Below are 25995 nucleotides of genomic sequence, written 5' to 3'. Positions count from 1 at the left end.
GATCTGACACTTCGGAAGAGGGTATCGGGATTCGCATGAACGGCTAACTGGCCTGCTTCGCGGCGTCAATGTAGTGAAGGGATATTTTGTCCGTTTCTATCTCTAAGCGGAACGCCGGGACGGTGCCGTTTCCCAGTTTGCCGGTATCTCAGCCCTTGGCGGCTGCGCGTGGATTTGGCACATAGGCCCGGAGTGAAAGGCACACAATGACCGACGAATCGACTGCGGAAGCGGGCCGGGATTTCATACGCGATATCGTGGCCGCTGACCTTGCGTCCGGAAAGCACAAGAGCATCGTCACCCGGTTTCCGCCGGAGCCGAATGGCTATTTACATCTTGGGCACGCCAAATCGATCTGCCTGAATTTCGGCATTGCCGAGGATTTCGGCGGACTTTGCCATCTCCGCTTCGACGACACCAATCCGACCAAAGAGGAGCAGGAATACATCGACGCGATCCAGCGTGACGTCCGCTGGTTGGGCTTCAATTGGGGAGCACACCTCTATTATACCTCGGACTATTTTGAACAGCTCTACGCCTGGGCGCAGCACCTCATTCGCACAGGAAAGGCCTATGTCGACGATCAGACCCAGGAGGAGATCCGCCTGGCTCGCGGTACGCTGACCGAACCTGGCAGACACAGCCCGTTCCGCGACCGGCCGATCGATGAGAATCTTGACCTGTTCGCGCGGATGCGGGCCGGAGAATTTCCCAATGGCGCGCGGGTACTGCGTGCGAAAATCGACATGGCGTCCGGCAACATCAACCTGCGCGATCCCGTGCTCTACCGGATTCTACACGCCCATCATCCGCGCACGGGAAACACGTGGAACATCTATCCGAGCTATGATTTCGCCCATGGGCAGTCCGACTCGATCGAACACATCACGCATTCCGTCTGCACGCTGGAGTTTGAAGATCACCGGCCACTCTATGACTGGTTTCTCGACAATCTTCCGGTGCCGTCGCGACCGCATCAGTACGAATTCGCACGGCTCAACGTCACGTATACGCTTTTGTCGAAGCGGGTGCTGACCGAACTGGTTCGCGGTGGTCACGTTGCGGGCTGGGACGATCCTCGCATGCCCACCCTTGCGGGCCTTCAGCGGCGCGGTGTGCCGGCTGAGGCGCTGCGAGAGTTTATCAAGAGGATTGGCGTTGCGAAAGCGAACAGTATGGTCGATGTCGGAATGTTCGATTTCGCCGTTCGAGAGGCTCTCAACAGGAACGCGCCGCGTCGCATGGCCGTCTTGCGTCCACTCAAGGTCGTGATCGAGAATTATCCGGAGGGCCAGAGTGAGGAGCTCGAGGCCGTGAACCATCCCGATGATCCCTCGCAGGGCACCCGATGGATACGGTTCGGGCGCGAGATTTATATCGAGCAGGAAGACTTCATGGAAAACCCGCCGAAGAAGTTCTTCCGCTTGTCGCCGGGCAAGGAAGTGCGGCTGCGATATGCGTATTTCATCACATGCCGCGAGGTGGTGAAGAACTCCGCGGGTGAAGTGCTCGAACTCCGCTGCACCTACGATCCGGCGACCAAAGGTGGCAATGCGCCTGATGGACGAAAGGTGAAGGCCACAATGCATTGGGTGAACGCGGCGGACGCCGTGCCGGCCGAGATCAGACTTTACGGTCATCTGTTCGATACCGAGCAGCCCGACGCGGCGAACTTCGTATCCCAACTCAATCCCCAATCGCTTCAAACTTTGTCCGGCTGCATGGTTGAGCCCGCTCTCGCCCGAGAGGATGACGGAGGTTCAGTGCAGTTCGAACGGCAGGGCTATTTCTGCCGGGATAAGGATTCGTCTCCCGGCAGCCTTGTGTTCAACCGGACAGTTGGCCTCCGCGACACCTGGGCCAAGGTAGCGGTGACCGGTTCCTGATTTCGCCGGTATTCCGTATCCGTTCCACTGTTCGCCGTGCAGCCTCTTCCGCTAGCATCGCCGCGAGGGCGTGAAGGGGTGGCCGGATGGCGGAGCGGGGCAGGGCTCGCGATCGGAGGGGAGGGTACGCAGGAACGTGGCCGACGCGGCAAGCCGTCGCTGCTCCTTCAGAAACGCCTTCGGGCACCTTACCGGCAATGGTGGCGCGGCTGCGAGCCTGGGCTGGCGCGGAAGCGGCAACCGGCCAACTCTTGCCGTGGGTGCCGGTGGCATTTGGCACAGGTATTGCGATCTATTTTTCGGCCGACCACGAGCCCGTTCTCTGGGTTGTCTCCGCGACCGCCGTAGCTCTGTTTGTGGTGGCGCTGCTCTTGCGCCGGCACCGGGTGTTTGCCGCCGCTGTCATGGTTGCGGCGGTCGCTGCAGGATTTGCCGTCGCCACGATCAAGACAGCACAGGTTTCCCACGTTGTCCTGATGCGGCCGATGTACACTCCCTTGCTCCAGGGCTTCGTCGAAACCAGCGAGGTGCGGGAGCGGACCGATAGATTTGTTCTGCGCGTCGTTCGGATGGACAACCGGCGGTCGCACGTCAAGCTTGATCGCGTGCGGTTGTCGGTCAGGAAGGGCGCCGCGCCCGCCGTTGGGAGCTTCGTGGAGTTGAAAGCGCGGTTGCAGCCTCCACTGGATCGACTTCCGATCTCGTCTTAGGATGTTCAAAGTTGCCCTTATTTATTTCTCGAATTCGACATCTAGACACGTCCGATGGTTTCCGGCTAAATCCAACTCGTATTTGTGGGTTGGCCTGTGGGCTACGGAGGCGCGGCGTGTCCAGACAGCTCAACGTTCTAAGTCCAAAATTCGTGGAGACCGTCGAGATACCAGGTCGATACGCCGACGGTGGCGGCCTCTATCTGCAGGTGTCAGCCGGCAAAGACGGGCGCGTCACCAAAAGCTGGCTCTTTCGGTACATGCGGGGTGGCTCGACCTCTCGCGAGATGGGCCTCGGCGCCACCACCATGCGCAAAGGCGATGGTTACACCACGCTCGCGCAGGCCCGCCAGAAGCGCACCAAGGCGCGCGAGATGCTCGAGGCCGGTATCGACCCGCTGGATGTCAAGCGGGCCGGCAAGACCGCTGAGCGGATTGAGAAAGCCAAGGCAATGACGTTCGGGCATTGCTCTACCGAGTACATCAAAGAGCACGCGCCCGAGTGGAAGGGCGAGAAGCACGTCAAGTTATGGAAAGGGTCGCTCAACAAATACGTGTTGTCGGAGCTCGGCGGACTCCCCGTCGCCGCGATCGACACTGCGCTGGTGCTGAAGGTCCTGAAGCCGATTTGGGCGACGAAGACCAAAACGGCCGTCGATGTTCGATCTCGGATTGAGTTGATCCTGAATTGGGCAAAGATCCATGGCTACCGGGACGGCGAGAACCCGGCGCGGTGGAAGGGGCACCTTGAAAACGCGCTGCCTAAGCCGGCCAAGATCGCGAAGATCACGCATCATCCGGCGATGCCCTATGACGACCTTCCGGGCTTCGTGGGTAAGCTGCGCAAGGAGAGGAGCATTGCAGCGGCGGCCTTAGAATGGACGATCCTCGCGGCCGCGCGGACCGATGACACGCTGGGATTCACATGGTCGGAGGTCGACACGGAGAAAGGCCTTTGGACGATTCCCGCGGCTCGGATGAAAGCCGATGCCGATCATCGCGTTCCGCTGTCGGACCGTATGCTCGAGATTCTCGATAAGCTGGATCGTGGCACCGCGTTCGTGTTTTCCGGGAAGACCCCAAAGAAGAAGCTTGCGCATGTGGCGATGCTGAAGGTGCTGAAGGCTATCCAGCCTGGCTTTACCGTGCACGGCTTCCGATCGACCTTCAAAGATTGGGCGTCAGAGCAGACAGCGTATTCGAACGAGGTCTCAGAAATGGCCTTGGCGCACAAGATCCCCAACGCCGTTGAGGCTGCCTATCGCCGCGGCGATCTGTTCGACAAGCGCCGACGGTTGATGGCTGATTGGTCATCCGTCACCATCCGCGCTGGGCGAATCTAGGTCTTGAATGGCTGGCCGCCTTCGACAAGATCGCGCTGATTGAACTCAGGCGCAAAGTGAAAGCTGCGAAAGTGAAGCTGCTGAGGGTCGGAATCGCAACGCTGATTTGCGTCGAGCTGGAAAAGATTCTCGGACCGTCCGTGTTACCGAAACCGCCGAAGCCGGTAAGGGTCAAGGCTGAACAGAAGCCGCCGGCCTCTCTGACCCGCGTTCCTGGCGTCGAGAAAAACATCGCCCTCGGCCTGCAGCTGCTGGCGCTGCGCTCCGCCATCAAATCGAACTGTGCCTTCGGCCGCGCTGTCCGCAGGCAATTCGATATCGATGGCCAGCACGCTTGCGAGGTCATGAAGGTCGCGCGGGTGTATGGCGCCCGGCCTGAGATCTTCACACGCCTTTCCTGGAACGCGCTGCTGCACCTTGCATCACCGACGTTGCCAGCGGCCGTGCGGGACGCGCTGGAACGCCGTATCGTCGTCGGCGAGCGCATCGGCACCGCCGAGATCCGACGCGCCCATGGCCGGCTGAAGGCCGGCAAGCGGGGGCGCCAGGCCGATCAACGGGCACAGCGGTGGGCAGCGTGACCCGATCGGCAGGCATTGTAACGTGCTTAAAGGGGCAGTGACGTGTCACAGCCCAAGCTTTGTCCGACAATAATCGATAACCAAACCGATGAAACCGATCCGCTTCAGAAGGCGAAATAGGGCCGGTGCAACGGCGCGCATAACTTGCAACCAATATAGCCAGCGGGCTCTACGGTAACCCTGTATTTCCAGGTTTTTTGCCAAACAATTCCTGAAGGTCGCCCAATTGCGCGTCGACAGTACCTTTCGGAGCAAGCCAGGCGAAGGCGGCTTCTGCCAGCCGAGGAGGTTCAGCGGTCTCCACCACCTCAGAGTTCGACTGCTTCTCATCTTGGGATTCGGGGCTGCGCTTGGTTAGCGGAAACACTTCGATATAGCCGATCTCTTTTCGGTACTGGCGCAGGTATTCATGCAGGAATAATTGTCGCTCGGATGCGGAAATGGCTTCCGGAAACCTGACAGTCCATGGGGGACTGTCAGGCGTCAAAATACAAAAAGATCCGTCATCCTGTTCGACGGCAACAGCTTTCGATTCAGAATCGAGTTTCACCCCATAGCTCCTTTCCATTCCAAGCCCTCAATCAGCCGATGGAAGCTGTTGATTGATGCGCTCAGGGCCTTCTGCCCTTTCCCCGTAATAGCGAAATACATCTTGGCGCGACCTCCTCGTTCGGCCGTAGCTTCCCCTTTGCGGCTTTTCACAAACCCTTTCTTTTCAAGACTATCGAGTGTCGAATAAATCGTCGCCATCGGCATCTCTTTGTCGAGACGCTTCGATAGGTCCTCGAAAATTGACACGCCGTACGCTTCTCCATTTTTTCGCATAACCGCGATCATCACTGCCTTTTCGCTGTCTTTCAGATGCGTTTCCATTTTTCCATTTGCCTTCTGGTCACTTGATCACTTTCAAAACGTTTCACATTCACACATTCAAACCAGAACAGGTATCTTCCAATATAAAGAATAAATCGGTGAATGCAATGTTCCAGAACCTGGAAAATATTCAGATCTGGGCGAGCGGGATTGACCGCTACCACCTCGCCCTCAGCCCCGCTCCGGCGGGGTTTTCTTTCGGGCCGTTCCAGCAACCTTATGCCAGTGGGGTGCTTAGCTATGGGGGCGTTCAGGGACGACGCCTCTCGGCGAAGGGCGCCCCGGCATTTGCAGGCTGCCGGGACCGTCCTAAGCCGGTTATCCCAGTCTTTTGTAAGAAAAAGCCGCCCATTGGCGGCGGCCTTACTTAAATCCGATCAACAGAAAAAGCGATCCGGTCAGAATAGCGGTGCCGCCGGCAACAATGGCGAGCATGATTTTCTGGGGGAAAGAAATTGTCTGCAGTTCGGGATTTGGTTTACCCACGAGCGTCTCAAAATCCATATGCGCGCTCCCTGAAACGGGCGGGAGCGGTTCTCATCACCGATAGAAGCCTAGGATAGAAGCCTAGGTGTTTGGTCCCGGCATTTTCTGGAGCGGGTTTAGTTTGAATCGCTTCGGTTCGCTTGTCCAGCATTTACAGATGAACTCGTAAGGCGTGAGGCCTTTGAGGGTTTTCAGCCTTCGACCGAAATTGTAAGCGTCGACGAAATCAGCGAGATGGCGTCGCAGTTGGTAGTGGCTGTCGTAGTGATAGCGTTTGACGGTGGCTTCCTTGATAGTGCGGTTCATTCGCTCGACCTGACCATTGGTCCACGGATGATTGATTTTGGTGAAGCGATGCTCGATGCCGTTCTCGCGGCATCGCATGTCGAACATGTGTGTCATGTAGCGGGCGGTTGGGCCATCGGCGTAGCGTGGCGCGAAACGGAACTGAATGCCGTTGTCCGTCAGGATCGTGTGAATCTTGTAAGGAACGGCGGCAATCAACGCGACCAGGAAGTCTGAGGCGGCCACACGGTTGGCGCTCTCGACCAACTGCACGAACGCGAATTTGCTCGTGCGATCGATAGCGACGAACAGATAGAGTTTGCCTTCGGCCGTCTGCACTTCGGCGATGTCGATGTGAAAGAAGCCTATCGGATAAGACTTGAACTTCTTCTTTGGTGGTCTGTCGCCCGCAACCTCGGGTAACCGACTGATCCCGTGCCGTTGCAAGCAACGATGTAATGACGAGCGCGTCAGGTGCGGGATCGTCGCTTGCAAGGCGTAGAGGCAATCATCGAGCGGCAGTAACGTATGCCGACGGAAGGCGACGACGATCGCCTCGTCCTCGACGGAAAGAACCGTCGACTTTGGCTCTTTAGGGCCGGTCGGCAAATCGCTGACCGACGAGCGCTGCTTCCACTTGGCGACCGTCTTCTGGTTTATCCCATAGCGCTTGGCCAGTGCCCTCAGGCTCTCTTGACTATGTTGTATCGCTCGACGGACCGCCTCTGTCGTTGTGGCGCTCCCGTGCAGAATTTGGCCCATAGCGCATCCTTCCATTCCAAGGAAAAGACTGCACCATCAAAGTCCGGGATCAAACACCCTAGGTCTGCTCGGTGTGGCTGTTAACTTTTAGAACTGGATTTGGTTTCAAAAATCGCACTCGGCAAAGTAGGCCACTCCTAAAATCAAATTAGGCCACTGAGGTCGGAAACAGGCCCGTACCTATTTATGAGGTGGTAACTGACCATCTAGCCAGTCTTGCTCGTCGGCAAGCGCGTGCCAAGCGTCCTGCATTCGTCTGTAGCGGTTCTTCGACGGTAAATCCTTCGCCTCATCGGCTAGTTCGCCGCAGTTGCGAGCCTTCGCACAACGCCGAGATGTGGACGAACACGTCCTAACCGCCGCTGTCGGGCTGAAGGATAGAAAGCGGGCTTGGCTCGCTCTATGAAGGCGCCAAAGTGTCTTTCGAAGTGGTGGCGAACCGCGGCAAGGAAAGCGCTGGGAACCTTCGGGGCGGCTGATCGTTGACCCAGTGAGCCGAGCCGGATGTACGCTTGCTCTCGATGTGAATGGTCCGGGCAATGCTTCGGGCCATTTGCTTTTCCGAGTTGCCCTATCCCTTGATGACTTCGAAATAGCAATAGCCCTTAACAGCTATGTCTAACCTTGCGTCGGAATGAACCGTGGAGCTCTCGCGCTCGCTGATCAAGACCCAATCTTTTGCCGGAAACTGGGGAGGCAGCTTAGCGCCAGGTCTGATTGCCAAGCGTACCGAGGGGCGGCTCTTGTTGCGGTAAACGTCAAAAGACTTTTTAGGCGTCACACCCATCCACCAAAAATATGGGTGGGCCGGATAACGTTCACTAGCATCCGTCCTTAACGTTACCGGCTACGTAAGATTCGGCTAGTTACGTAAGGCCGAGAGAGGCGGAGTGTCTTGGAAAGCGCGAGCCCGCCGGCGAGGGGCGCGCCGACGGGCTGCAGGGGGTTGAACGAAGGAACGTGGGGGGCGTTTCTCCGTCTCCTGGACAACGCACGGACGGGAAGGGCGTTCCTTGCGAATCTTTGGCCGGCACAAAAAAGACCCGCCAGTTTCCCGGCGGATCAAGTCACCCATTGGAGTGCAGACGGGCTGCTCAGCCGTCCTGGGCGGGGTTAATGCCTACGGGAAATGGCTCCAGTCAGACCAAACTGTGTGCAAAAAGCCCGCTGAACATGGCGAGATGGAGGACATCACCCAACGCGCTCAAAAAGGCCCGCCGGAGTTGGAGGAACAGCGGGCCAATTCGGGTTCGGGACGAAAGGTGCGGTAATCCCGTCCCAGCCGAACAATGCGTGGGCGCGCAAGAGCATTCCTAACCGCCTTTCAGTCTCGCTTCGGCGGCGTGGTGGCACCAGCCTCACGGGCCAGCCGCTCGGCTTTAAGACGCTCGCGGTTTTTGGCGAACGCCTCGGTTGCCTTCTCATGCTCAGCCATTGCCACTCTCGCATCGGCTGCCCGAAGCTCTTTACGAGCTTTCTTCTCCTCTTTCGAAACCGGCTCAGCACGTTCGAATTTATAAGGGGCCTTCATTTCATTTGCCCTTCTTCAGGGTGTCGAGCAGCCATCCGGGAGCTTCAAGTTGGATCCATTGCTCGGCCTGATGCTGGTCACCAAAGCCAGTCACGCATTCCCGACGACCATCCAGCCACTGCACAATGACGCAGTAACTAGGCCGACTTCGTCTTTCTCAACGGTGAATGTGTAGTCATCCATGGCGGCCGCACTCCCGTTATTTGGGGCCCTTTGCCTTCAGCCCGATCTCGACGAGGCGGCGGATGGCTATCGGTCTGCTTAGAGTGTCCGACTGCTTCTTGATCCATGCATCGATGGCGGCCAATTCACCAGGTGGCAGGCGAAGCCCAATCTGTGGCGCCCCCTTGCCCTCGCTGCCCTCATACAGTGCAGGTCTACCGCGCTTCTTTTTACTGCTACCAGTTTTTGTTGACTTTGCCATAAAAACTGATACCAGAATATGCAAGCCGGGGCAAGGCGGCTACCTTGCACCCGGCTCTAACCCCAGCGAGAAAAGGGCTTCTTCGCCATGGCTGATTCACGACATACCACGAAACCCTCCGCAGCACCTCACAGAGGCCACTCACAGACGACTTCAGACGACCCCGTCGTTGCCATAGCCCGTGATATTCAGCGCCTCTGGGATGCTCACGCAGGCGCGGAAGTCGAAAAGTCCAATGCCCAGATTTCCGACGGCATGATTCTTAGCGAGCGATGCACCCAGCTAACCGAATGGCGGAGCTCGCTGGAGCTTGTCGGCACGTACACGGTTGCTTCCTCGATGCCAGGTGCGGTGATCCAGATAGCGTGGGCCATGCACGAACTCCGCTCATTAGCGGACACGCTGGAGGGCTGTCAGGCCGGCGAGAGCGAACCCTGTCTCAATGACTATGTCGACCGGATCAGGCGACTTGTGAAATCGGCCGCGGACGTGATGGTCGCTGACCTTGGCAAAGATTATGAGCCAATCCGGCCGATCGTCGAGACCTATGCACACCTCGGCGATCGCGGCCCGAACTGGCTCACACACAAGGTCGATAAATGGGCCGATCAGGCGGAGGTCGAACGAGCGAGCGCATAGCCGATCCCCGATGACGTGATCCCGACCGAGTCGAAAGCCCGCCGGTCCGCCGGCGGGTTTTCCTTGCATTCCTCGCCTGGGCGAGCTCCGGGAACCAGATCGAGCAATTGGAGTTATGGTTGCCGGACGGGTCCGCCTTCTAGCGCCGTCCACGCAGGCCAGTCGGTCATGCCTGGTTTGTGATCTGGGTTCTTAAATCGTTGTGGAGATACTTACGTGGCTACAGGCACAGTGAAGTGGTTCAACGGGCAAAAGGGTTTTGGATTCATTCAGCCCGACGACGGTGGCAAGGACGTGTTTGTTCATATCTCGGCCGTCGAGAAGGCTGGGCTTTCGAACCTCAACGAGGGTCAGAAGGTCAGCTATGAAGTTGTCGCGAACCGCGGCAAGGAATCGGCAGAGAACCTGCGCGTTTGAAGAAAGACCGCCGGTCACGCCGGCGGCCCTATTTGCCCTCAGGCTTGCCGGTAAGGAAAGACCGATGTCGCTGTCTTCAGCCAAAAACTACGCGCTTCGTGCAGCGCGATCGCAGGATCACAAAGAGGCGGCAGAGCTTTTGTCCAAGGCAATCTTGGAACTCGCCGCGTCGATCGAAGCCACCGACGCGAAGATCAAGAAGCTGAACAAATCGGGTTGATGTCTTTGCGTCAGGCCCGCCGGTTCGCCGGCGGCTTAACGATTGCTATTTTTCGATCGCTTCTAGGAAGCGTACGCGCCAAAGCGCCTCGAAGGATTCGTCCTGAATTAAAGAATCGTCCTGCATTGAAGCCTGTGCGTCCAGGAGAGTGTAATTTGCTGGAAGCCCGTTTGGTTTTCGGTAGGATTGCGCGTCGGCCAGCAGTTTCTTCAGCTTTGTATTCTCGTCGGTCAAAACCCTAAGCTGAGCGGCTTCGGACAGACCACCGCATTCCGTTTTGCGCGCTTGTGTCGTTCGGGTCGGCGACCAGTACAACATTGATTTCGACAACATCGGTTTGCCCGCATACCAGCATTTTCGGCTGTCTATGAGCCGATAGGACCAATGCGATCGCGCGTTTGGCGGTCGTTCTGTAACGCATTGGGTTGCCTGCGCAGGCATTGCCGATAAGAAGAATGCAGGTGGCGAAATTCCGACTATGGAAGCCGCGAGAACAAGCAATTGAAATCTTTTCATTTTGAGCACCACGCAACAAATGAAAATAAAAAGACACAATAACAGCAGCTTAGCTGATAAAATTAGTCGTAATTTAGGCAGTTTTCCACAGGCTGTGCACAGGGTTATCCCAAGCCGCTCACGCGCAGGAAATTTTGGAGCGCGCTAAATCTGAAAGCCGCGGTAGCGGCCCAGTCCCCGGGAGCCACGCGTGCAATGCTTTTCCATCGGACGGTCCCCGCTGGTCTCTCGGCGAGCGATTTTCGTTTTGAATCTCTTTAACGCTTGTCCGCTATGTCTCGCGCGTCTTGCCGCGATACCGGAGCAATTCATGCAGACGTTCGAAACAACAGAATTCATTGAAGCAAGGCGTTTTCGCTTTGCCCAGCTCAGCGGAAGGCAAGCGAGCGTGACCCTGTCCGGCCTGACCGTGGCTGGAATTGTTCACTCCGTCCTGGAGGATGTGTCGAGCACGCCGAAAAAGTGGATTATCAAAATCGCATCGCGATAGGCAGCCGTTCGTCCCGCGAAGAATCCTGTGCTTCGAACGCCGCCGCGTAAGCTGTAGGCTCCTAGCGCTATTGTGGGTAGTCTTGTGGGGTTTAAGACTGGCATTTTTATAATATAAGTATTTCAATAAGTTATATTGTATTCGTGCGGCTGCAGCCGCCGCTTACGCCTGTGCGGCCCGGAAGCTATGACTTCGCCCGCGATATGTATTTCCATGGCATTGGCGCGTCCGGCTTCGTCATGGGCGCCATCAAGACCGTGAGCTCTCCGCATGGTGGTGGGCTCGCGTTGCGCTATGCCGCGCTGATGCAGGAACTGCGCGACGCCATCGACGCCCGTATCCGTCTTGTTCTCAGTGACGACTCGCGAGCCATTGCCACCGCGCTCCTGACCGGACGGCGCGACGCCATCACGGCGCCGGTGAATGAGGCGATGTTCATTTCGGGGCTGGGCCATGTGCTTTCGATTTCCGGCTATCACATGGCCGTCGTCGCTGGCGTGGTCTTCTTCGCGGTGCGTGCGCTATTGGCGCTTGTCCCGGCGCTGACGGCGACGTTCCCGATTAAGAAGTGGTCGGCGGCAGCGGCGCTCGTAGCAGCCGCTTTTTATCTTCTGCTGTCGGGCGCCGAGGTCGCGACCCAACGCTCGTTCTTTATGACGGCGGTGGTGCTGATTGCGATAATGGTGGACAGGCGCGCCATTACGTTTCGCACACTCGCGGTCGCTGCGATGATCGTGCTTGTGATCGCACCGGAGTCATTGATCCACCCGAGCTTTCAAATGTCGTTCGCGGCGACGCTCGGGTTGGTGGCGCTGGTTCAGGTCGGGATGCCGAAGATGCTTGCAACCCCCGATCACTCGCCGACGGCGAGGGCCGCTCTGTGGGGTGGACGCGAAATCGCTATGCTGGCGCTGGCGTCACTCGTGGCCGGACTCGCGACCACGCCGTATGTCGCGTTCCATTTCCATCGGGTGACGCCATACGGCATGGTTGCGAACCTGCTGGCGATGCCGGTGATCTCGGCGCTGGTGATGCCGGCCGGGCTTCTCGGACTTGCGGCCATGCCGTTTGGCTTCGACGGCGTGTTCTGGCGGCTGATGGACTTTGGCATCGAATGGATGGTCGCTGTGGCTCAATGGGTAGCGGCGCTTCCGGGCGCCGTCGGTCATACGGCTGCTTTTGGAACGGGGCCGCTGCTCGCGGCGACTGCGGGCATCATTCTGCTGGGACTGTTGAGAACGCGGCTGCGCTGGAGCGGCGCAGCTGTGGTCGGGCTGGCGATCATGTGGTCACTTGCGGTGACGCCGCCGGATATCTTGATCTCCGCGGAAGGCCGCAACGTCGCCGTGAGGGGCGGGGACGGCCGGCTGCGTCTCATCAGCACGAGTAAGGACCCTTTCACGGTCAGGGAATGGCTCGCCGCCGACGGGGATGGGCGTGGGTCTGCCGACCCTACGTTGGCGGAGGGCGTCTCATGCGACGATGAGGGCTGCGTGGTCAAGATGAGTGGAGGTGGACTTGTCGCGCTTACGCGGCGTCCGGAGGCGATGCAGGATGATTGCGCTCGGGCCGAGCTCATGTTGACGCCGTGGCAGGCTCCGGAGGGGTGCCCTGCGCAAGTGATCGATCAAAACAGGCTGCGGCGTGAAGGCGCTCTTGCCTTGTGGCGAACTCCAAGTGCTTCAAGATCTGGTGCTTCAAGATCCGACTTTGCTGTTGATGCCGTACGTCCTGTCGGCGTCGATCGTCCCTGGTCATCCGCTGCCGTCGATGAACTGTCGGCACAGCTGCAATCAAAACCAGAGCCCCCGGCCGACGCCACGCCGGCGCCCGAGGATCTCCAGCCGGACGATTGAACGGTTCGTCCACGGTCGGAGTTTTTCGCTCCTGATGAAATCAATACTTGCGGTAAATGCCGATCAGTCTGCCCTGGATCTGGACCCGATTGGGCGGAAGTATGCGAACTTCGTAAGCCGTGTTCGCCGGCTCCAGCGCGATCGAAGCGCCGCGACGGCGGAAGCGTTTCAACGTCGCCTCCTCGTCGTCGATCAGCGCAACGACGATGTCGCCGGTATCAGCGGTCTGGTTCCGCTGGATCAACGCAAGATCGCCATCGAGAATTCCGGCATCGACCATGGAATCGCCGCGTACCTCAAGCGCGTAGTGTTCGCCGGTACCAAGCATGTCGGGCGGCACGCTGACGGTGTGGCTGCAGGTCTGCAACGCTTCGATCGGCGTGCCGGCTGCAATCCGTCCCATCACCGGAACGGCGACCGGACGTTCCGCATCGTCGACGACAGTGCCGCCGCTGCTGCGGCGGACTTTGCCCAGATTGCCTTCGATGACGCTCGGTGTGAAACCGCGACGGCCGCCGCCGCTGGCGGCGAGTTCGGGCAGCTTGATAACTTCGATGGCGCGGGCGCGGTTGGGCAGACGGCGGATGAATCCTCGTTCTTCCAGCGCGGTAATCAGGCGATGGATGCCGGACTTCGAGCGCAGGTCGAGCGCGTCCTTCATTTCATCGAACGAGGGCGGCACGCCGGATTCTTTCAGCCGTTCGTTGATAAAACGCAGGAGTTCATACTGTTTGCGCGTGAGCATCCCGACCCAGTCCCTGGTTGATGGGATTCCTGCCAACTAGGGGACATCGGGCCTGCAGCCCTTATAACCCCGCAGCACGAACCTCGAAACAAATCATGAACATACACTATATGTTCGATATGTGTTCCGCAACCCTTTAATTTAAGGTCAACAAAGCGACGTTTTATGACAGCGAAAGCTTAATGATGGCGCAGGGCTCGCCTTTGCTTGCAGCCGGCGCAAATGGCGTGCGGATTACGAGAGCCTCTGCCGCAGCGAGTTTCCCCATCAGCGAGCTGTCCTGATGCCCGATCGGCGTCGCGATCGGCAGGCCGTCCGTCGAGGGCGTGAGCCGGGCGCGCAGATAATCCTGCCTAGCTTGATTGGCGCTAACATCGCTTCCGAGCAGCGCCGGTTCGATGCAGTGGTGCACATCTTCACGCCCCGATAGCGCACGAATCAGCGGTACCATGAACAGAAACGCGCAGATGTAGGACGAGACGGGATTGCCGGGGAGGCCGATCACCCGCATCGGGCCTAGACGTCCGTGCATCATCGGCTTGCCAGGCCGCAGTGCGATCCGCCAGAACGCAATCTCCACGCCTTCCGCCTCCAGCGCACGCTTGACGAAGTCATGGTCGCCGACCGACGCGCCGCCGGTCGTAACCAGAATGTCGGCGCCACTCTCGCGGGCGCGGCGGATCGCGGCGGTTGTGGCATCCATTGTGTCGGCGGCGATACCGAGGTCGATCGCCTCGGCGCCTTCGCCTCGGGCGAGTGCGCGAAGCGCATAACCATTGGATAGGATGATCTGGCCCGGACCGGGCGTCGCGCCCGGCAAGACCAGTTCGTCGCCCGTGGCGAGCATCGCTATTGTGGGACGGCGATGCACCGGCAGGTCTGGATAGTTCATGCCGGCAGCAAGGGAAAGATGGCGGTCGGTGAGATGGCTGCTGGCCCGGATCAGGACGTCGCCCTCACGAAAGTCCACGCCGGCAGGACGAATGTTCTTTCCGGGAGCAGTGGCTTCCTTGACGATGACGTGGTTGCCGTCGCGTTCGGTGTCTTCCTGGATCACGACTGTATCGGCGCTGTCCGGCACTACGCCGCCGGTGAAAATCCGCAAGGCCTCGCCAGTTTGCAGCGCGCGCTCGAGCGGTCGTCCCGCGGCGATCTCACCGATCACCTGTAGCCGTGCTGGAATTGTCGCAATGTCCGCTGCGCGCACTGCATAGCCGTCCATCGCCGACATTGCGACCGGCGGCTGAGTCCGGCGCGAGGGGAGATCGCGCGCCAACACCCGGCGATGCGCGGCTTCGAGAGCCACGGGTTCCTCCGGGAGCGGTTCGACTCCGGCAAGAACGGCCGCAAGGGCGTCGGCTACCGTCATCAGGGGCATGGCCATTCTCCTAGAGCATTTTCCGGCCGTGCGATCAGCCGTAAGAAAATCCCCTCAATCAATAACTTGCGCGTATTCCGATCGAAAAACCGGTATCCATTTTGCGGAATACGCGCTAGGCGCGATGCGCCTGGCGGACGCGTCAAACATCTACCGAACTCGCGGCTCGCATACAACGGTACTAAGAGCCAAAATGCCGCTTAACGACGCGTTCGCGCGGCGGCTATGGTTCTGAGGCGGTATCCGTCACAAGATAGTGGCCAGACTTGCCACCCTTTTTCTCGACGAGGTGAATGCCCTCGATCCGAACGCCGCGTTCCACGGCCTTGATCATGTCGTAGATCGTCAGGCAGGCGACGGATACCGCCGTGAGGGCTTCCATCTCTACTCCGGTCGGGCCGGAGACTTTGACGCTTGCGCGGACGCGGCAGCCCGGAATTTTCTTGTCGGCCTCGATATCGAGTGTGACCTTCGATAGCGCCAGGGGATGGCAGAGTGGGATCAAATCCGAAGTGCGCTTGGCCGCCATGATGCCGGCGATGCGCGCGGTGCCAAGCACGTCGCCCTTCTTGGCGTTGCCGCTTTCAATCAAGTCGAGCGTCGCCTTGGTCATGACGACCTGACCCTCGGCGACGGCGACACGCTCGGTTGCGGGCTTTGCCGAGACATCGACCATCCGCGCCTCGCCTTTGACGTCGATGTGGGTGAGGGCGGGTTTGTGTTTCCCGGCGGTCTTGTTTTTCTTGTCTGCCATATCAATCAAATCCTGAGCTGTTTTCTTCCCTCACTCACAAGGGAGAGGCTAGACGCCTGCGTGAGTTTCGTGATGCCTAGAACGGCAATATGTAGTTCATAATCGCCGTTTGTCGCAGCAGAACTTTGCGAATGATATGGGCTGGCTTTACGCGATCAGTGAAGATGGCGGCTGTGCCGGTGGTGCCGGCGGGAAGGCTCGCTGCAAGCCTAGCGTCATCAAGCTTAACGCGCACGACGAAGGGAGCCGCTTCAATCTGCTTTGGCTGGACGGCGAGGCCCGATGTTTGTACCTGGCCGGTGGCGATCGCCTGAAGGACGCTTTCGACCCTCGCGGGGAAAATTTGGCCCGGCAGAAACTTGAACGTAACTTCGACCTCCTGTCCGGGCGCTACATATCGCGCGTCATTTTGTGCCAGTTCGACACCGACTAGAGTGTCGGATGTGTCTATGAATGCCATCACCGGAGCCAGCGGTAGATTGGCCACTCGCGCACCCTTCCGCAGCGCAACATTGGTTACATAACCATCGGTCGGCGCGCGAATGGTCGTTTTGTCTAGATTCCACTGGGCTCCCTCTAGTTGTCCTCTCAGTTGATCAACCTCGGATTGCCGTTGCTCAACGTCGAAGTGGCGTCCCGCGGCACGCTCATACAACTGCGTCATCTGTGACAGTCGCAGTTGAGCGAATTTTAGCTGCGCCGTCAGCGCGTCAACGGTCGCGCGGTAGGGCGTCGGATCAATTTTGAAAAGTATGTCGCCAGCCTTTAGCGCCGTGTTGGCTTGAACCGGTACCTCGGACACTTCGCCCGTTACGTTGGAGACGATTTGAACAGAATTGCGCACCACTAGGGCCGGGCCCTGCGGTGCGCCCCATCCCATTGGGATAAAGAGCCCGACCAGGAGCAGCAACAACACGATGACAGGTGAAACTTTCCAAAAAAGATTGAAGGAAACGATCTTTAGCTTCACCAGGATGAAGAGGATGACGAGATAGACGTTGAGCAGAACAACGATCACGACACCACCTCTGTCCTGCGCGGCGCGGGGACATCGACATAGGCCCAGATCAGGGCGACCGGCCACAGGGCGAAGCCGAGGAAGAGCGTAATCCAGCCAGCCACCGTGACGGCCTGGACCCAGGGATGATTGCGGCGCTTGGCGATCATGCCCGGCAGCATCGCCATGAAGATGACGACGAATGCGGTGCTGGCTACGAGGACAACGAGGACGACCCAGGCGAAATAATCGAGAGCGCTCATCGGTCGGCTACCTCGCAACTAGCCAGGCGGTGCAATTTGCTGCCCGCCCTTTTTTATGTGGCTTATGTGGCGAAGACGACTATACGCACGTTTTGCCTTGTCTCCAACTATGTGCGCAGCCGTTGCTAATAAGGTTTGATGTTCGTCGGCCGGACAAACGAAAATCCATACGAGCCGCAGCATTGATTGCGAAAGGTATGGACGGCTGGCGGTTCTGAGGATTAATGTTGTTCCGGATACTGAGGGTTCTAATTTTAGACGCCTGTTACAAAAATGCGCTGATGCCCCGTTAATTGCCAGTGGGTGTGTTCCGTGCTGAACGTGAGCAATATCGCGCTTCGCAATGCGGTTCGTGACAGCCGCATGATGTTAATTTCCGGCGGTACCTTCCCGCATTGGATCAGACAAGCATTATCCGAAAGAGGCGGCGGCGCACCGGTTACCATCGGCGCTTTCTGGATGGACCGTACTGCTGTCACCAATCGGCACTTCAGAGAGTTTGTGAGAGCGACCGGTCACAAAGTGACGGTTGGAGGTGGCTGCCGATTATCGGCCAGTTAGCAAGATGGTGAGCGTGGAAATAGCGCGTCAATAGATTGGTCGGCCGTATTGCCGGCTGTTGAAAAGTTCATCCAAAGGTACTCAAGAGAGGACAAGATGAGCAAGGACCATCAGAACACATCGAAGATTGGCACTCTGGATCGTCGCAAGCTTTTGCTCGCCAGCACGTCGCTCGCAGCGGCGGCGCTCGGCGCTACTGCGTCCACGCACCTCGCGCAGGCGCAGCGGCATCCCGCAGCGCCGGTGGCCGGCCGCAAGCCGAACATCCTCGTGATCTTCGGCGACGACATCGGCGTTCCACAGATCAGCGCCTATACCATGGGCATGATGGGCTATCGTACACCGAACATCGACCGCATTGCGAATGAAGGCGCGATCTTTACCGATGCTTATGGACAGCAAAGCTGCACCGCGGGGCGAGCCTCGTTCATTCTCGGACAGGAGCCGTTCCGCACCGGCCTTTTGACCATCGGCATGCCGGGCGACCCGCACGGCATTCAGGACTGGATGCCGACCATTGCCGACGTCATGAAGACGCAGGGTTATGCGACCGGCCAGTTCGGCAAGAACCATCTCGGTGACCGTGACGAGCACTTGCCGACCAAGCACGGATTCGACGAGTTCTTCGGAAACCTCTACCACCTCAACGCCGAAGAGGAGCCGGAGGGCTACTTCTATCCGAAGGATGCTGAATTCCGGAAAAAGTACGGTCCCCGTGGCGTCATCAAATCTTCGGCGGACGGCAAGATCGAGGACACTGGCCCGCTGAACGTCGCGCGCATGCCGACGGTGGACGAGGAGTTCCTGGGCGCTGCCAAGGATTTCATCGGCCGTCAGGCGCGCGCCAACCGGCCGTTCTTTGTGTGGTTCAATTCAACGCGCATGCACGTCTTCACCCATCTTAAAAAGGAGTCCCTGGGCAAGACCGGCAAAGGCATTCATGCCGACGGCATGGTCGAGCATGACGGGATGGTGGGAGAACTGCTCAAGCAACTCGACGACCTCGGCATCGCCGACAACACCATCGTGCTCTACACGACCGACAACGGCGCCGAAATTGCGCTGTGGCCGGATGGCGCGATGACGCCGTTCAAGAGCGAGAAAGGCACGACATGGGAAGGCGGCATGCGCATTCCAATGATGGTTCGCTGGCCTGGCGTTGTGAAGCCCGGCACGCAAATCAACGAGCCCATTTCGCTGATCGACTGGATGCCGACGCTCGCTGCAGCGGCGGGTATTCCCGATCTCAAGGAGCGGATGAAGACCGGATTCCACGCCGGCAACAAGACCTTCAAGGTTCATCTCGACGGCTACAACTTCCTGCCGTTCCTCAAGGGAGAAACGAAGGAGCCGCCGCGCGACACGATCTACTACTTCGACCAAGTCGGCAACCTGAATGCGATCCGTTGGAGTGATTGGAAGCTGAGCTTTGCGACAGCGAAAGGTAACATCGCGACAGGCGTTCGCGAGACATCAGCATGGGCGTTAATCACCAACCTGCGAATGGATCCCTACGAGAGGGGGCTTGAAGAAGGAGGTGGCGCCATCGAATTCCTTGCGCGCAACATCTGGCTGCTCGTACCTATTCAGGGGAAGGTCAAGGAGTTCTTCAGCGACTTCGATCAGTATCCGTACCAGACAGGCAACTCACTCAATGCAGGTGGTATCAACTATGCGTTGCTACGCCAGCAGGACGCGATGAAGCGGCTCAAAGATCTGGAGAGTGTTAAGACACGCTGAGGGCCGAAATACCACATGCTGGCCGGGCAGTGATGCCGGCCAGCATGCACGTTATTTGTCGAAGGGGAGCAAACCGATGGCTGATGCGAGCGTAGTGAGCCCTCCCACCGGGGCGGCGCCCGTAAAAGTGGGCTCATCCGCTGCCCGTGACGCCATCCTCGACCTGAAGGTGCGCATCGGTAAATCCGTCCTCGGCCAGGATCATCTGATCGAAAGCATGTTGATCGGGTTACTCGGCAACGGCAATCTTTTGATCGAGAGCCTGCCCGGCCTCGCAAAGACGCGCGCGGTGAAGTCCTTGGCCAAGAATCTCGCTGCTGATCTGTCGCGTGTGCAGTTCACGCCGGACCTGCTCCCGTCCGATATCACCGGCGCGGAGATTTACGCGCAGACCGACAAGGGCGGGCAGTTCCAGTTTCAGAAGGGACCGATCTTCGCCAACCTCGTGCTGGCCGACGAGATCAACCGAGCGCCTGCCAAGGTGCAGTCGGCGCTTCTCGAAGCGATGGAGGAGCGGCAGGTCACCGTCGCCGGCAAGACCTACAAGATGCCCGAGCTGTTCATGGTACTCGCGACCGAGAACCCGATTGAGCAGGAAGGCACCTATCCGCTGCCGGAAGCGCAGCTCGACCGGTTCTTGATGCACGTCGTCATCACCTATCCAGAAGAGGACGTCGAGGGCGCGATCATCAAGCTCAATCGCGAGGAAGTCGCGCAAGCGTCAAAGGAAAAAGCGGCGGAGCCTGCCGCGGTGCCGCAGCAGGCAGTCTTCGACGCGCGGCGCGAGATCGACGGTGTTTTCGTGTCGGATGCTGCGCAGTGCTACATGGTCGACATCGTCTTCGCCACGCGGTTTCCGTCGCGCTACAAGGAGCCGCTCAGCAAATGGATTCAGGTCGGCGCGAGTCCGCGGGGCAGCCTTGCGCTCGACCGCTGCGCGCGGGTGCGCGCGTGGCTCGACGGCCAATCGTTTGTGACTCCCGATCATATCCGAGCGGTGATGCACGACTGTCTGCGGCACCGGTTGATCCTCACCTACGAGGCTTTATCCGAAGGTGTCACCGCCGATCAGGCCATCGACAAAATCGCGTCGCTGGTGGCGCCGGTGTGAGGAGCATGCGATGCCGGCAGCGAGCGCAGCGGCGGTTCCCGGCGTCTATGTCGATCTCGGCGAGTTGATCGCGCTGGAGCAACGAGGCCGCCGGGTCTCGTTTCTTCCTCGTCAACCTGTCCACAGCCTGTTGTCGGGCCGATACGCCTCGCGGATGCGTGGACGAGGGCTCAACTTCGAGGAGATCAGAGACTATCGTCCCGGCGACGACGTGCGCTCGATCGACTGGAAGGTGACGGCGCGTTTACAGCAGCCCCACGTTCGCGTGTTCAACGAAGAGCGCGACCGCCAAGGCTTGCTCGTGGTCGACCAGCGGCTATCAATGTTCTTCGGTAGCCGCTTCGCCATGAAGTCAGTGACGGCCGCACAGGCTGCGGCGTTGGCCGCTTGGCGAATTCTCGCGGCGGGTGACCGCATTGGCGGCATCATTTTCAATGACTCAGACATTGCCGAGGTGCGGCCGCAGCGAAGCCGCCGGAACGTACTCGAACTGCTAGGGCATATCGTTGGGCAGAACCAGGCGCTCGGCGTCGGGCGCGGCCTTTCGGGCGCACCGACAATGATTAACCGTGCGCTCGACCGAGCGCGGCGGCTCGCGATGCATGACTCGACCGTCATTGTCATCAGTGACTTCGATGGTGCCGACGACACGACCAAGCGTTTGGTCGGCGGCATGGCGCAGCACAACAGCGTGGTCGCGTTGCTGGTCCACGATCCGCTGCAAAGCGATCTGCCCTCATCGGCGCGCATGACTGTCACCGACGGCGAATTGCAAATCATGCTGGAGGTCGGCCGTGAAAGTGTACGCAAAGGCATTCAGGAGGCGACTGATGCACGGTTGCGTAACGTGTTCGCGTGGACGCGCGAGATCGGCGTGCCGGTGTTGCCTCTGAGCGCTGCAGAAAAAACCGCCCCTCAATTGCGCCGCCTGATGGGCCGTTTGCCGGGCGGCGGCGGGCGAGGCGGAAATCCACCATCTCCGGAGGCGAGCCTTGGCTAGTTCTCCACAATCCGATCCAGTCGCCGGCCTGATCGACATTCCGTTGCCGCCGGCGATCAGTCTTTGGCCCCAGACATGGCCGTTGCGGATTGCGCTGACCGTTGCCGCGGCCGGCCTTCTATTTGGTTTGTGGCGGCTGACTTACTGGTGGTATCGCAACCGTTATCGTCGAGCGGCGCTGACCGAACTTGCGGCTATCGAACGCACGTGGAATCCGGAGAATCCCGCTGGCACGTCCATCGCTTTGGCGTCGCTGATCCGCCGCACCGCGCTGGCTGCTTTTCCGCGGGGACAGGTCGCATCGCTGGCTGGCCAGGCATGGCTGACGTTTCTCGACCGAACCGCTGACACGCGAGACTTTTCCGAGGGTGTGGGGCGAGTGCTGGCGCGCGAAGCCTATCAGCCGATCGCCGACGATCCCCGCGCGCTTTTCGGTATTATCCGGCACTGGATCAAGGCGCACCATGCTTGAATTTGCCTGGCCTTGGGCCTTCGCCCTTTTGCCGCTGCCGTTGTTGGTCTGGTGGCTGTTGCCGCCTTATCGGGAGCGCCGCGCATCGGTCCAGATTCCGTTTTTCGCCCGTGTCGCCGAGGCGACCGGGCAGAAGCCGCAACCAGGCGCGGTGATCTTGCGGCGCTTGCCCCTGCAGATGATCGTTGCCGTCATCATTTGGCTGTTGATGATTTCCGCGCTGGCGCGCCCTCAATGGGTCGGCGATCCGATCACGCATAAAATCGCGGCGCGTGACATGATGTTGGCGATCGATATCTCCGGCTCGATGAGTCAGCCCGACTTCAAGGCGCTTGACCAGAAGATGCTGCAGCGGCTCGATGGCGTGAAGCAGGTCGTTCACGACTTTATTGCCCGCCGTAAAGGCGATCGCATTGGCTTGATCTTGTTCGGCACGCGCGCTTTTTTGCAGGCGCCATTCACGCAGGATCTGCAGACTGTCCAGATGCTGTTAGATCAGACCGCAGTCGCCATGGCGGGCGAGCAGACGGCCATCGGCGACGCCATCGGCTTGGCAATCAAGACATTCGATACGAGCAAAACGAAGCAGCGCGTGCTGATCCTGCTCACCGACGGCAACGATACGGCAAGCCGCGTGCCGCCTGTGCATGCCGCTGAGATCGCCCAGCAGCGCGGGCTCACGATCTACACGATCGGCGTCGGAGATACTGAAGCCTCTGGCGAAAACCGCGTCGATCTGCCGGCGCTCCGCGAAGTGGCGAGCACGACGGGCGGACGGTTTTTCCGCGCCGAGAACGGCGAGCAGCTCGAAGCGATTTATGCCGACATCGACAAGCTTGCGCCGGTAAAGGTGCAAACCGAGAGCTGGAGGCCGAAGCTGCCGCTGTTCCAGTGGCCGCTCGGTGCAGCCGTGGTGCTTGGTCTCGGACTTTGGACGGTATTGCTGCTGCGCGGCCTGACTTTCGGAGCGCCTAGCGATGTTTGAGCAGGCCGTCGAGGCATTTCATTTCCTTCGGCCGTGGTGGCTGCTCGCGCTCGTGCCAACCGGGCTGATCCTGGCGCTTATTTCACGGCGAGACAGTGTCGATCTGCAATGGCGGGGCGTCATTGCACCCAGCCTGCTGAAGCACATGATCGTTACGCCGCAGCGGCGGTGGCATATCAAACCCTCCTATCTTGTCGCGCTGGCGCTAGGACTGGGCGTCGTCGCGCTCGCCGGGCCGACGTGGCGGCGCGAGTTGCCGCCTTTTGTCGAGGACAAAGCGCCATTGATGATCGCGCTGGATGTCTTTGCATCGATGGGGCAGTCCGACGTAGCTCCGATGCGGCTGGAGCGTGCCAAGCAGAAGATCCTCGACATGCTTGCCGCGCGAGGCAGCGCCCGCACCGGTCTCATCGCCTACGCCGGCAGCGCGCATCTCGTCATGCCGCTGACCGATGATCGCCGCGTCATCGAACCGTTTCTGGCGGCGCTGACGCCCGGCTTGATGCCGGTGCAGGGTAAAAATCCAGTCGCGGCTCTCGCACTTGCCGCAACGTCTCTTCAAGGCGAACCGGTCGCGGGAACTGTTCTTTTGGTGGCCGATGGCGTCGGAACCACGGATGCAAGCGAAATGCGAAAGGCCGCAGGCCGTAACGGCGTGGTGATGCTTAGCGTCAGGCCGCCGCAGGACACCGCTGGTATCCCAGTCGACAACGTTGAAGTCACCGTCGACAAGTCGGACATCCAAGCTTTGGAGCGCCGTATCGACACCCAATTCGAGAGCGCCCAGGCGGAAGAAAGTGGAACGCGCTGGCGTGACGAGGGATTTTGGTTGCTTTGGCCGATAGCGCTGCTCGGTGCGCTCTGGTTTCGCCGGGGCATGACGGTGCAATGGGTCTTGGTGCTGTTCCTGCTATATGGACGCCCAGCCAAGGCGCAGCCCGCCGAAGCGCCGTCACGCTTTGCGAGCCTTTGGTTGACGCCGGATCAGCAGGGACGCATTGCCTTCGACCGCGGCGACTATGCGAGCGCGTCAAAACTGTTCGCCGATCCGATGTGGCGTGGCATCGCCGCCTATCGCGCCTATGATTTCCTGGCTGCCGCGGAGGCCTTCCGGAAGGTCGAGACGGTCGAAGGCCGTTTCGCACTCGGCAATGCCGAGGCGCAAAACCATGCCTACGAGAAGGCGATCAAAGCCTACGACGACGTATTGGCGCAGCAGCCAGACAACGTCGCGGCAAAGACTAACCTCGCTATCGTCAGGAAGGCTTTTGAGGATGCCGAGGAAAAACGACGCAAGGATGAGCAACAAGATGCCGCGCCGCCTGATCTCAAGCCCGATGAAACCAAGGTCGACGAAAAACAGAAGGGTGGCAAACGCATAAGAGTTGCACCGAACGACATGACGACGGCTGGCGCCGCCGACGCCTGGATGCGTCAGGTGCAGACGACGCCGGCGGATTTCCTCAAACTGAAGTTCGCGATACAGGCGAACAGCGGCTCAACGCCGGGCGGGAGTTCGCCGCGATGAGAACACTGGCCGCATTCGCGCTGTTTGCGCTGTCTGTCGCTGGCGCAGATGCGCAACAAACTGTGGCTCCTGAGCCGATCGTGCGCGCCAAGCTCGATCCCCCGACGGTCGTCGTCGGTCAGAGCGCGACGCTGACCCTCGATGTTCTGGTGCCCAACTACATGACAAAGCCGCCGGTGCTGCCGGCATTCCAGATCCGCAATGCCGTCACGCATGACGGGTCGACGATCAACATGTCGGAACAGATAGACGGTGTGAGCTTTGCCGGAGTGCGGTACGAATTCCTGCTCTATCCGCAAGAGCCGGGCGCTTACGTCATTTCGGAGCGGTCGATGACAGTTACTTACGCGGCCGACCCTCCAGAATCGCGCGAGGCGGTTGTGCGCATTCCGTCTTTGTCTTTCCAGGCAGTCATTCCCGATGAGGCACAGGCGCTCGATCCATTCGTCTCCGCCCAACGGCTTGTTGTTCACCAGGAGATCAAGCCTTCGTCAGATCATCTCAAGGTCGGCGACTCCGTTGTCCGCACCGTTACGATCGAATCCGACGGCACGCCGGCGATGCTGTTGCCGCCTCTGCCTCTTGTCCGCTCGCCTGGAGCCGAAGCTTATCCGGCACAACCGGAGTTCCAGGATAAGTACGATTCCCGAACCGGGGTGCTTGTCTCGCGCCGTATCGATCAGGTCACGCATATGCTGCAACAAGCGGGTCAATTCATTTTACCGGCAATCGACATTGGATGGTGGAATGTCGGCGCCGGCAAAGTGGAGACGGCGCACCTAGACGCGATGTCATACCAAGTCGTTGCTAATCCGGCCACGCAAGGGACAATTTCCGACGGAGCCCGCGCGCGATGGAATTGGTCCGCCGTTCGCAACGGTATTGCCGAGCACTGGCTGCTGACAGTGCTGATTGCAACCGCATTTGCCGTGATCGCCTGGTTCGCGCCGGTCGCGGCAAGATCGATCACGGCAGCGTATCAGCAGCGGCGGAAGACCTATCTGCAATCCGAAGCCTGGTCGTTCCGTCGCCTTCGCCGCGTAGCAGGCAGCGGCGATGCTCGCACGGTGTACTTTGCAATGCTTGACTGGCTGCAGCGGTTCGAACCTGTTGCGTCAGATCGCACGATCAAAGCTTTTAAGGCCGCGGCGGCCGATCCCGTGCTCGACTCCGAAATCGGATCGATCGAGCAGCAATTGTTCGCGTCGCACCGCAACGCCGGTGAATGGTCGTCACGCCGCTTGCTGTGGCGGGTTGGGGCCGCGCGCCGCAAATTGCGCAGGCAAGCGGCCAGTCGCGGCGCGAAACGGCAGTTACCTCAGCACATCAATCCGATGGGCATTCCGGAAGCACCGACCAAGATTTGGCGCAAGCCGGCCAGATGATAGGAGCACTCACAACCTCACAAACTCGAACGCGAGCTTTTTTCATCCGATCACCAT

General features: G+C 59.4%; 27 protein-coding genes and 1 pseudogene. 17 read left to right on the top strand and 11 right to left on the bottom strand.

The genetic code is table 11. The features are described 5' to 3' along the window. Positions 1 to 206 precede the first annotated feature (206 nt). The 4 genes from ACM561_RS09775 (at position 207) to ACM561_RS09760 (ending at position 4520) form a co-directional block, all read left to right on the top strand. Positions 207 to 1886, top strand: a complete 1680-nt coding sequence (locus ACM561_RS09775) for a glutamine--tRNA ligase/YqeY domain fusion protein (RefSeq protein WP_425904745.1) — start codon at positions 207 to 209, stop codon at positions 1884 to 1886. Between the two features lie 197 nt (positions 1887 to 2083). After that, positions 2084 to 2596 (top strand): DUF4131 domain-containing protein, encoded by a 513-nt coding sequence (locus tag ACM561_RS09770; RefSeq protein ID WP_425904744.1) that lies wholly within the window; start codon positions 2084 to 2086, stop codon positions 2594 to 2596. A gap of 116 nt (positions 2597 to 2712) precedes the next feature. Then, positions 2713 to 3939 (top strand): tyrosine-type recombinase/integrase, encoded by a 1227-nt coding sequence (locus ACM561_RS09765; RefSeq protein ID WP_425904742.1) that lies wholly within the window; start codon positions 2713 to 2715, stop codon positions 3937 to 3939. Beyond that, positions 3903 to 4520 carry a hypothetical protein gene (locus ACM561_RS09760; RefSeq protein ID WP_425904741.1) on the top strand — a complete coding sequence of 206 codons (618 nt, stop codon included), beginning with the start codon at positions 3903 to 3905 and terminating at the stop codon, positions 4518 to 4520. The genes ACM561_RS09765 and ACM561_RS09760 overlap by 37 nt, the downstream gene beginning before the upstream one ends. Before the next feature lie 169 nt (positions 4521 to 4689). On the opposite strand, the gene ACM561_RS09755 is transcribed toward ACM561_RS09760, so the two are convergent. The 5 genes from ACM561_RS09755 to ACM561_RS09735 form a co-directional block, all read right to left on the bottom strand. Continuing rightward, positions 4690 to 5070, bottom strand: a complete 381-nt coding sequence (locus ACM561_RS09755) for a hypothetical protein (protein WP_425904740.1) — start codon at positions 5068 to 5070, stop codon at positions 4690 to 4692. Continuing rightward, the gene (locus tag ACM561_RS09750) at positions 5067 to 5393 is read right to left on the bottom strand and encodes a PadR family transcriptional regulator (protein WP_425904738.1); all 327 of its coding nucleotides are present in this window, start codon (positions 5391 to 5393) and stop codon (positions 5067 to 5069) included. Before ACM561_RS09750 ends, ACM561_RS09755 begins: the two co-directional genes overlap by 4 nt. A 363-nt stretch (positions 5394 to 5756) precedes the next feature. Next, a complete protein-coding gene (locus ACM561_RS09745; RefSeq protein WP_425904736.1) occupies positions 5757 to 5897 on the bottom strand; it encodes a hypothetical protein in 141 nt (46 codons plus the stop codon). A 63-nt stretch (positions 5898 to 5960) separates the two neighbouring features. Continuing rightward, positions 5961 to 6926, bottom strand: a complete 966-nt coding sequence (locus tag ACM561_RS09740) for an IS481 family transposase (protein WP_425904734.1) — start codon at positions 6924 to 6926, stop codon at positions 5961 to 5963. 1324 nt (positions 6927 to 8250) lie between these two features. Then, positions 8251 to 8457, bottom strand: a complete 207-nt coding sequence (locus tag ACM561_RS09735) for a hypothetical protein (protein ID WP_425904732.1) — start codon at positions 8455 to 8457, stop codon at positions 8251 to 8253. 511 nt (positions 8458 to 8968) lie between these two features. Between ACM561_RS09735 and ACM561_RS09730 the strand changes: the two genes are divergently transcribed. The 3 genes from ACM561_RS09730 (at position 8969) to ACM561_RS09720 (ending at position 10157) form a co-directional block, all read left to right on the top strand. After that, positions 8969 to 9520 carry a hypothetical protein gene (locus ACM561_RS09730; RefSeq protein WP_425904730.1) on the top strand — a complete coding sequence of 184 codons (552 nt, stop codon included), beginning with the start codon at positions 8969 to 8971 and terminating at the stop codon, positions 9518 to 9520. 216 nt (positions 9521 to 9736) lie between these two features. Beyond that, on the top strand, positions 9737 to 9937 hold the full coding sequence (locus tag ACM561_RS09725) for a cold-shock protein (RefSeq protein WP_425904729.1): 201 nt from the start codon (positions 9737 to 9739) through the stop codon (positions 9935 to 9937). A 64-nt stretch (positions 9938 to 10001) separates the two neighbouring features. Then, positions 10002 to 10157, top strand: coding sequence for a hypothetical protein (locus ACM561_RS09720; protein WP_425904727.1), 156 nt, complete (start codon positions 10002 to 10004; stop codon positions 10155 to 10157). Between the two features lie 45 nt (positions 10158 to 10202). On the opposite strand, the gene ACM561_RS09715 is transcribed toward ACM561_RS09720, so the two are convergent. Next, a complete protein-coding gene (locus tag ACM561_RS09715; protein WP_425904726.1) occupies positions 10203 to 10673 on the bottom strand; it encodes a hypothetical protein in 471 nt (156 codons plus the stop codon). Between the two features lie 310 nt (positions 10674 to 10983). Between ACM561_RS09715 and ACM561_RS09710 the strand changes: the two genes are divergently transcribed. After that, positions 10984 to 11163 (top strand): hypothetical protein, encoded by a 180-nt coding sequence (locus ACM561_RS09710; protein WP_425904724.1) that lies wholly within the window; start codon positions 10984 to 10986, stop codon positions 11161 to 11163. A 146-nt stretch (positions 11164 to 11309) separates the two neighbouring features. Continuing rightward, positions 11310 to 13019, top strand: a pseudogene (locus ACM561_RS09705) (ComEC/Rec2 family competence protein); the annotation flags it as partial. A 40-nt stretch (positions 13020 to 13059) separates the two neighbouring features. Here the strand turns inward: ACM561_RS09705 and lexA are convergent. From lexA to ACM561_RS09680, 5 genes are all read right to left on the bottom strand, one after another. Beyond that, on the bottom strand, positions 13060 to 13764 hold the full coding sequence (gene lexA, locus ACM561_RS09700) for a transcriptional repressor LexA (RefSeq protein ID WP_425904723.1): 705 nt from the start codon (positions 13762 to 13764) through the stop codon (positions 13060 to 13062). 163 nt (positions 13765 to 13927) lie between these two features. Next, positions 13928 to 15142: a gephyrin-like molybdotransferase Glp gene (glp, locus tag ACM561_RS09695; RefSeq protein WP_425904721.1), complete on the bottom strand. Its 1215-nt coding sequence runs from the start codon at positions 15140 to 15142 to the stop codon at positions 13928 to 13930. Between the two features lie 223 nt (positions 15143 to 15365). Continuing rightward, on the bottom strand, positions 15366 to 15896 hold the full coding sequence (gene moaC / locus ACM561_RS09690; RefSeq protein ID WP_425904720.1) for a cyclic pyranopterin monophosphate synthase MoaC: 531 nt from the start codon (positions 15894 to 15896) through the stop codon (positions 15366 to 15368). A 76-nt stretch (positions 15897 to 15972) separates the two neighbouring features. Next, on the bottom strand, positions 15973 to 16914 hold the full coding sequence (locus ACM561_RS09685; RefSeq protein WP_425904719.1) for an HlyD family secretion protein: 942 nt from the start codon (positions 16912 to 16914) through the stop codon (positions 15973 to 15975). Further along, the gene (locus ACM561_RS09680) at positions 16911 to 17156 is read right to left on the bottom strand and encodes a DUF3302 domain-containing protein (RefSeq protein ID WP_425904718.1); all 246 of its coding nucleotides are present in this window, start codon (positions 17154 to 17156) and stop codon (positions 16911 to 16913) included. The genes ACM561_RS09685 and ACM561_RS09680 overlap by 4 nt, the downstream gene beginning before the upstream one ends. Positions 17157 to 17519: 363 nt before the next feature. Here ACM561_RS09680 and ACM561_RS09675 point away from each other — a divergent pair, with 363 nt between their 5' ends. The 8 genes from ACM561_RS09675 (at position 17520) to ACM561_RS09640 (ending at position 25938) form a co-directional block, all read left to right on the top strand. Beyond that, on the top strand, positions 17520 to 17717 hold the full coding sequence (locus ACM561_RS09675; protein WP_425909698.1) for an SUMF1/EgtB/PvdO family nonheme iron enzyme: 198 nt from the start codon (positions 17520 to 17522) through the stop codon (positions 17715 to 17717). A gap of 96 nt (positions 17718 to 17813) precedes the next feature. Then, positions 17814 to 19457 (top strand): arylsulfatase, encoded by a 1644-nt coding sequence (locus ACM561_RS09670; protein ID WP_425904716.1) that lies wholly within the window; start codon positions 17814 to 17816, stop codon positions 19455 to 19457. A gap of 76 nt (positions 19458 to 19533) precedes the next feature. Continuing rightward, a complete protein-coding gene (locus tag ACM561_RS09665; protein WP_425904714.1) occupies positions 19534 to 20568 on the top strand; it encodes an AAA family ATPase in 1035 nt (344 codons plus the stop codon). 10 nt (positions 20569 to 20578) lie between these two features. Further along, a complete protein-coding gene (locus tag ACM561_RS09660; RefSeq protein ID WP_425904712.1) occupies positions 20579 to 21568 on the top strand; it encodes a DUF58 domain-containing protein in 990 nt (329 codons plus the stop codon). After that, positions 21561 to 22040 (top strand): DUF4381 domain-containing protein, encoded by a 480-nt coding sequence (locus ACM561_RS09655; RefSeq protein WP_425904711.1) that lies wholly within the window; start codon positions 21561 to 21563, stop codon positions 22038 to 22040. The genes ACM561_RS09660 and ACM561_RS09655 overlap by 8 nt, the downstream gene beginning before the upstream one ends. Beyond that, on the top strand, positions 22033 to 23025 hold the full coding sequence (locus ACM561_RS09650; protein ID WP_425904709.1) for a vWA domain-containing protein: 993 nt from the start codon (positions 22033 to 22035) through the stop codon (positions 23023 to 23025). The genes ACM561_RS09655 and ACM561_RS09650 overlap by 8 nt, the downstream gene beginning before the upstream one ends. Next, entirely contained in the window at positions 23018 to 24553 is a 1536-nt protein-coding gene (locus ACM561_RS09645; RefSeq protein ID WP_425904707.1) for a VWA domain-containing protein, read from the top strand. Before ACM561_RS09650 ends, ACM561_RS09645 begins: the two co-directional genes overlap by 8 nt. Next, the gene (locus tag ACM561_RS09640; RefSeq protein ID WP_425904705.1) at positions 24550 to 25938 is read left to right on the top strand and encodes a BatD family protein; all 1389 of its coding nucleotides are present in this window, start codon (positions 24550 to 24552) and stop codon (positions 25936 to 25938) included. Before ACM561_RS09645 ends, ACM561_RS09640 begins: the two co-directional genes overlap by 4 nt. The last annotated feature ends 57 nt before the right edge of the window (positions 25939 to 25995 follow it).

This window comes from Nitrobacter sp. TKz-YC02 (genome assembly GCF_049852135.1).
In the GTDB taxonomy this organism is placed as follows: Bacteria; Pseudomonadota; Alphaproteobacteria; order Rhizobiales; family Xanthobacteraceae; genus Nitrobacter; species Nitrobacter vulgaris.
This window is presented reverse-complemented; position numbering and strand designations above follow the sequence as displayed.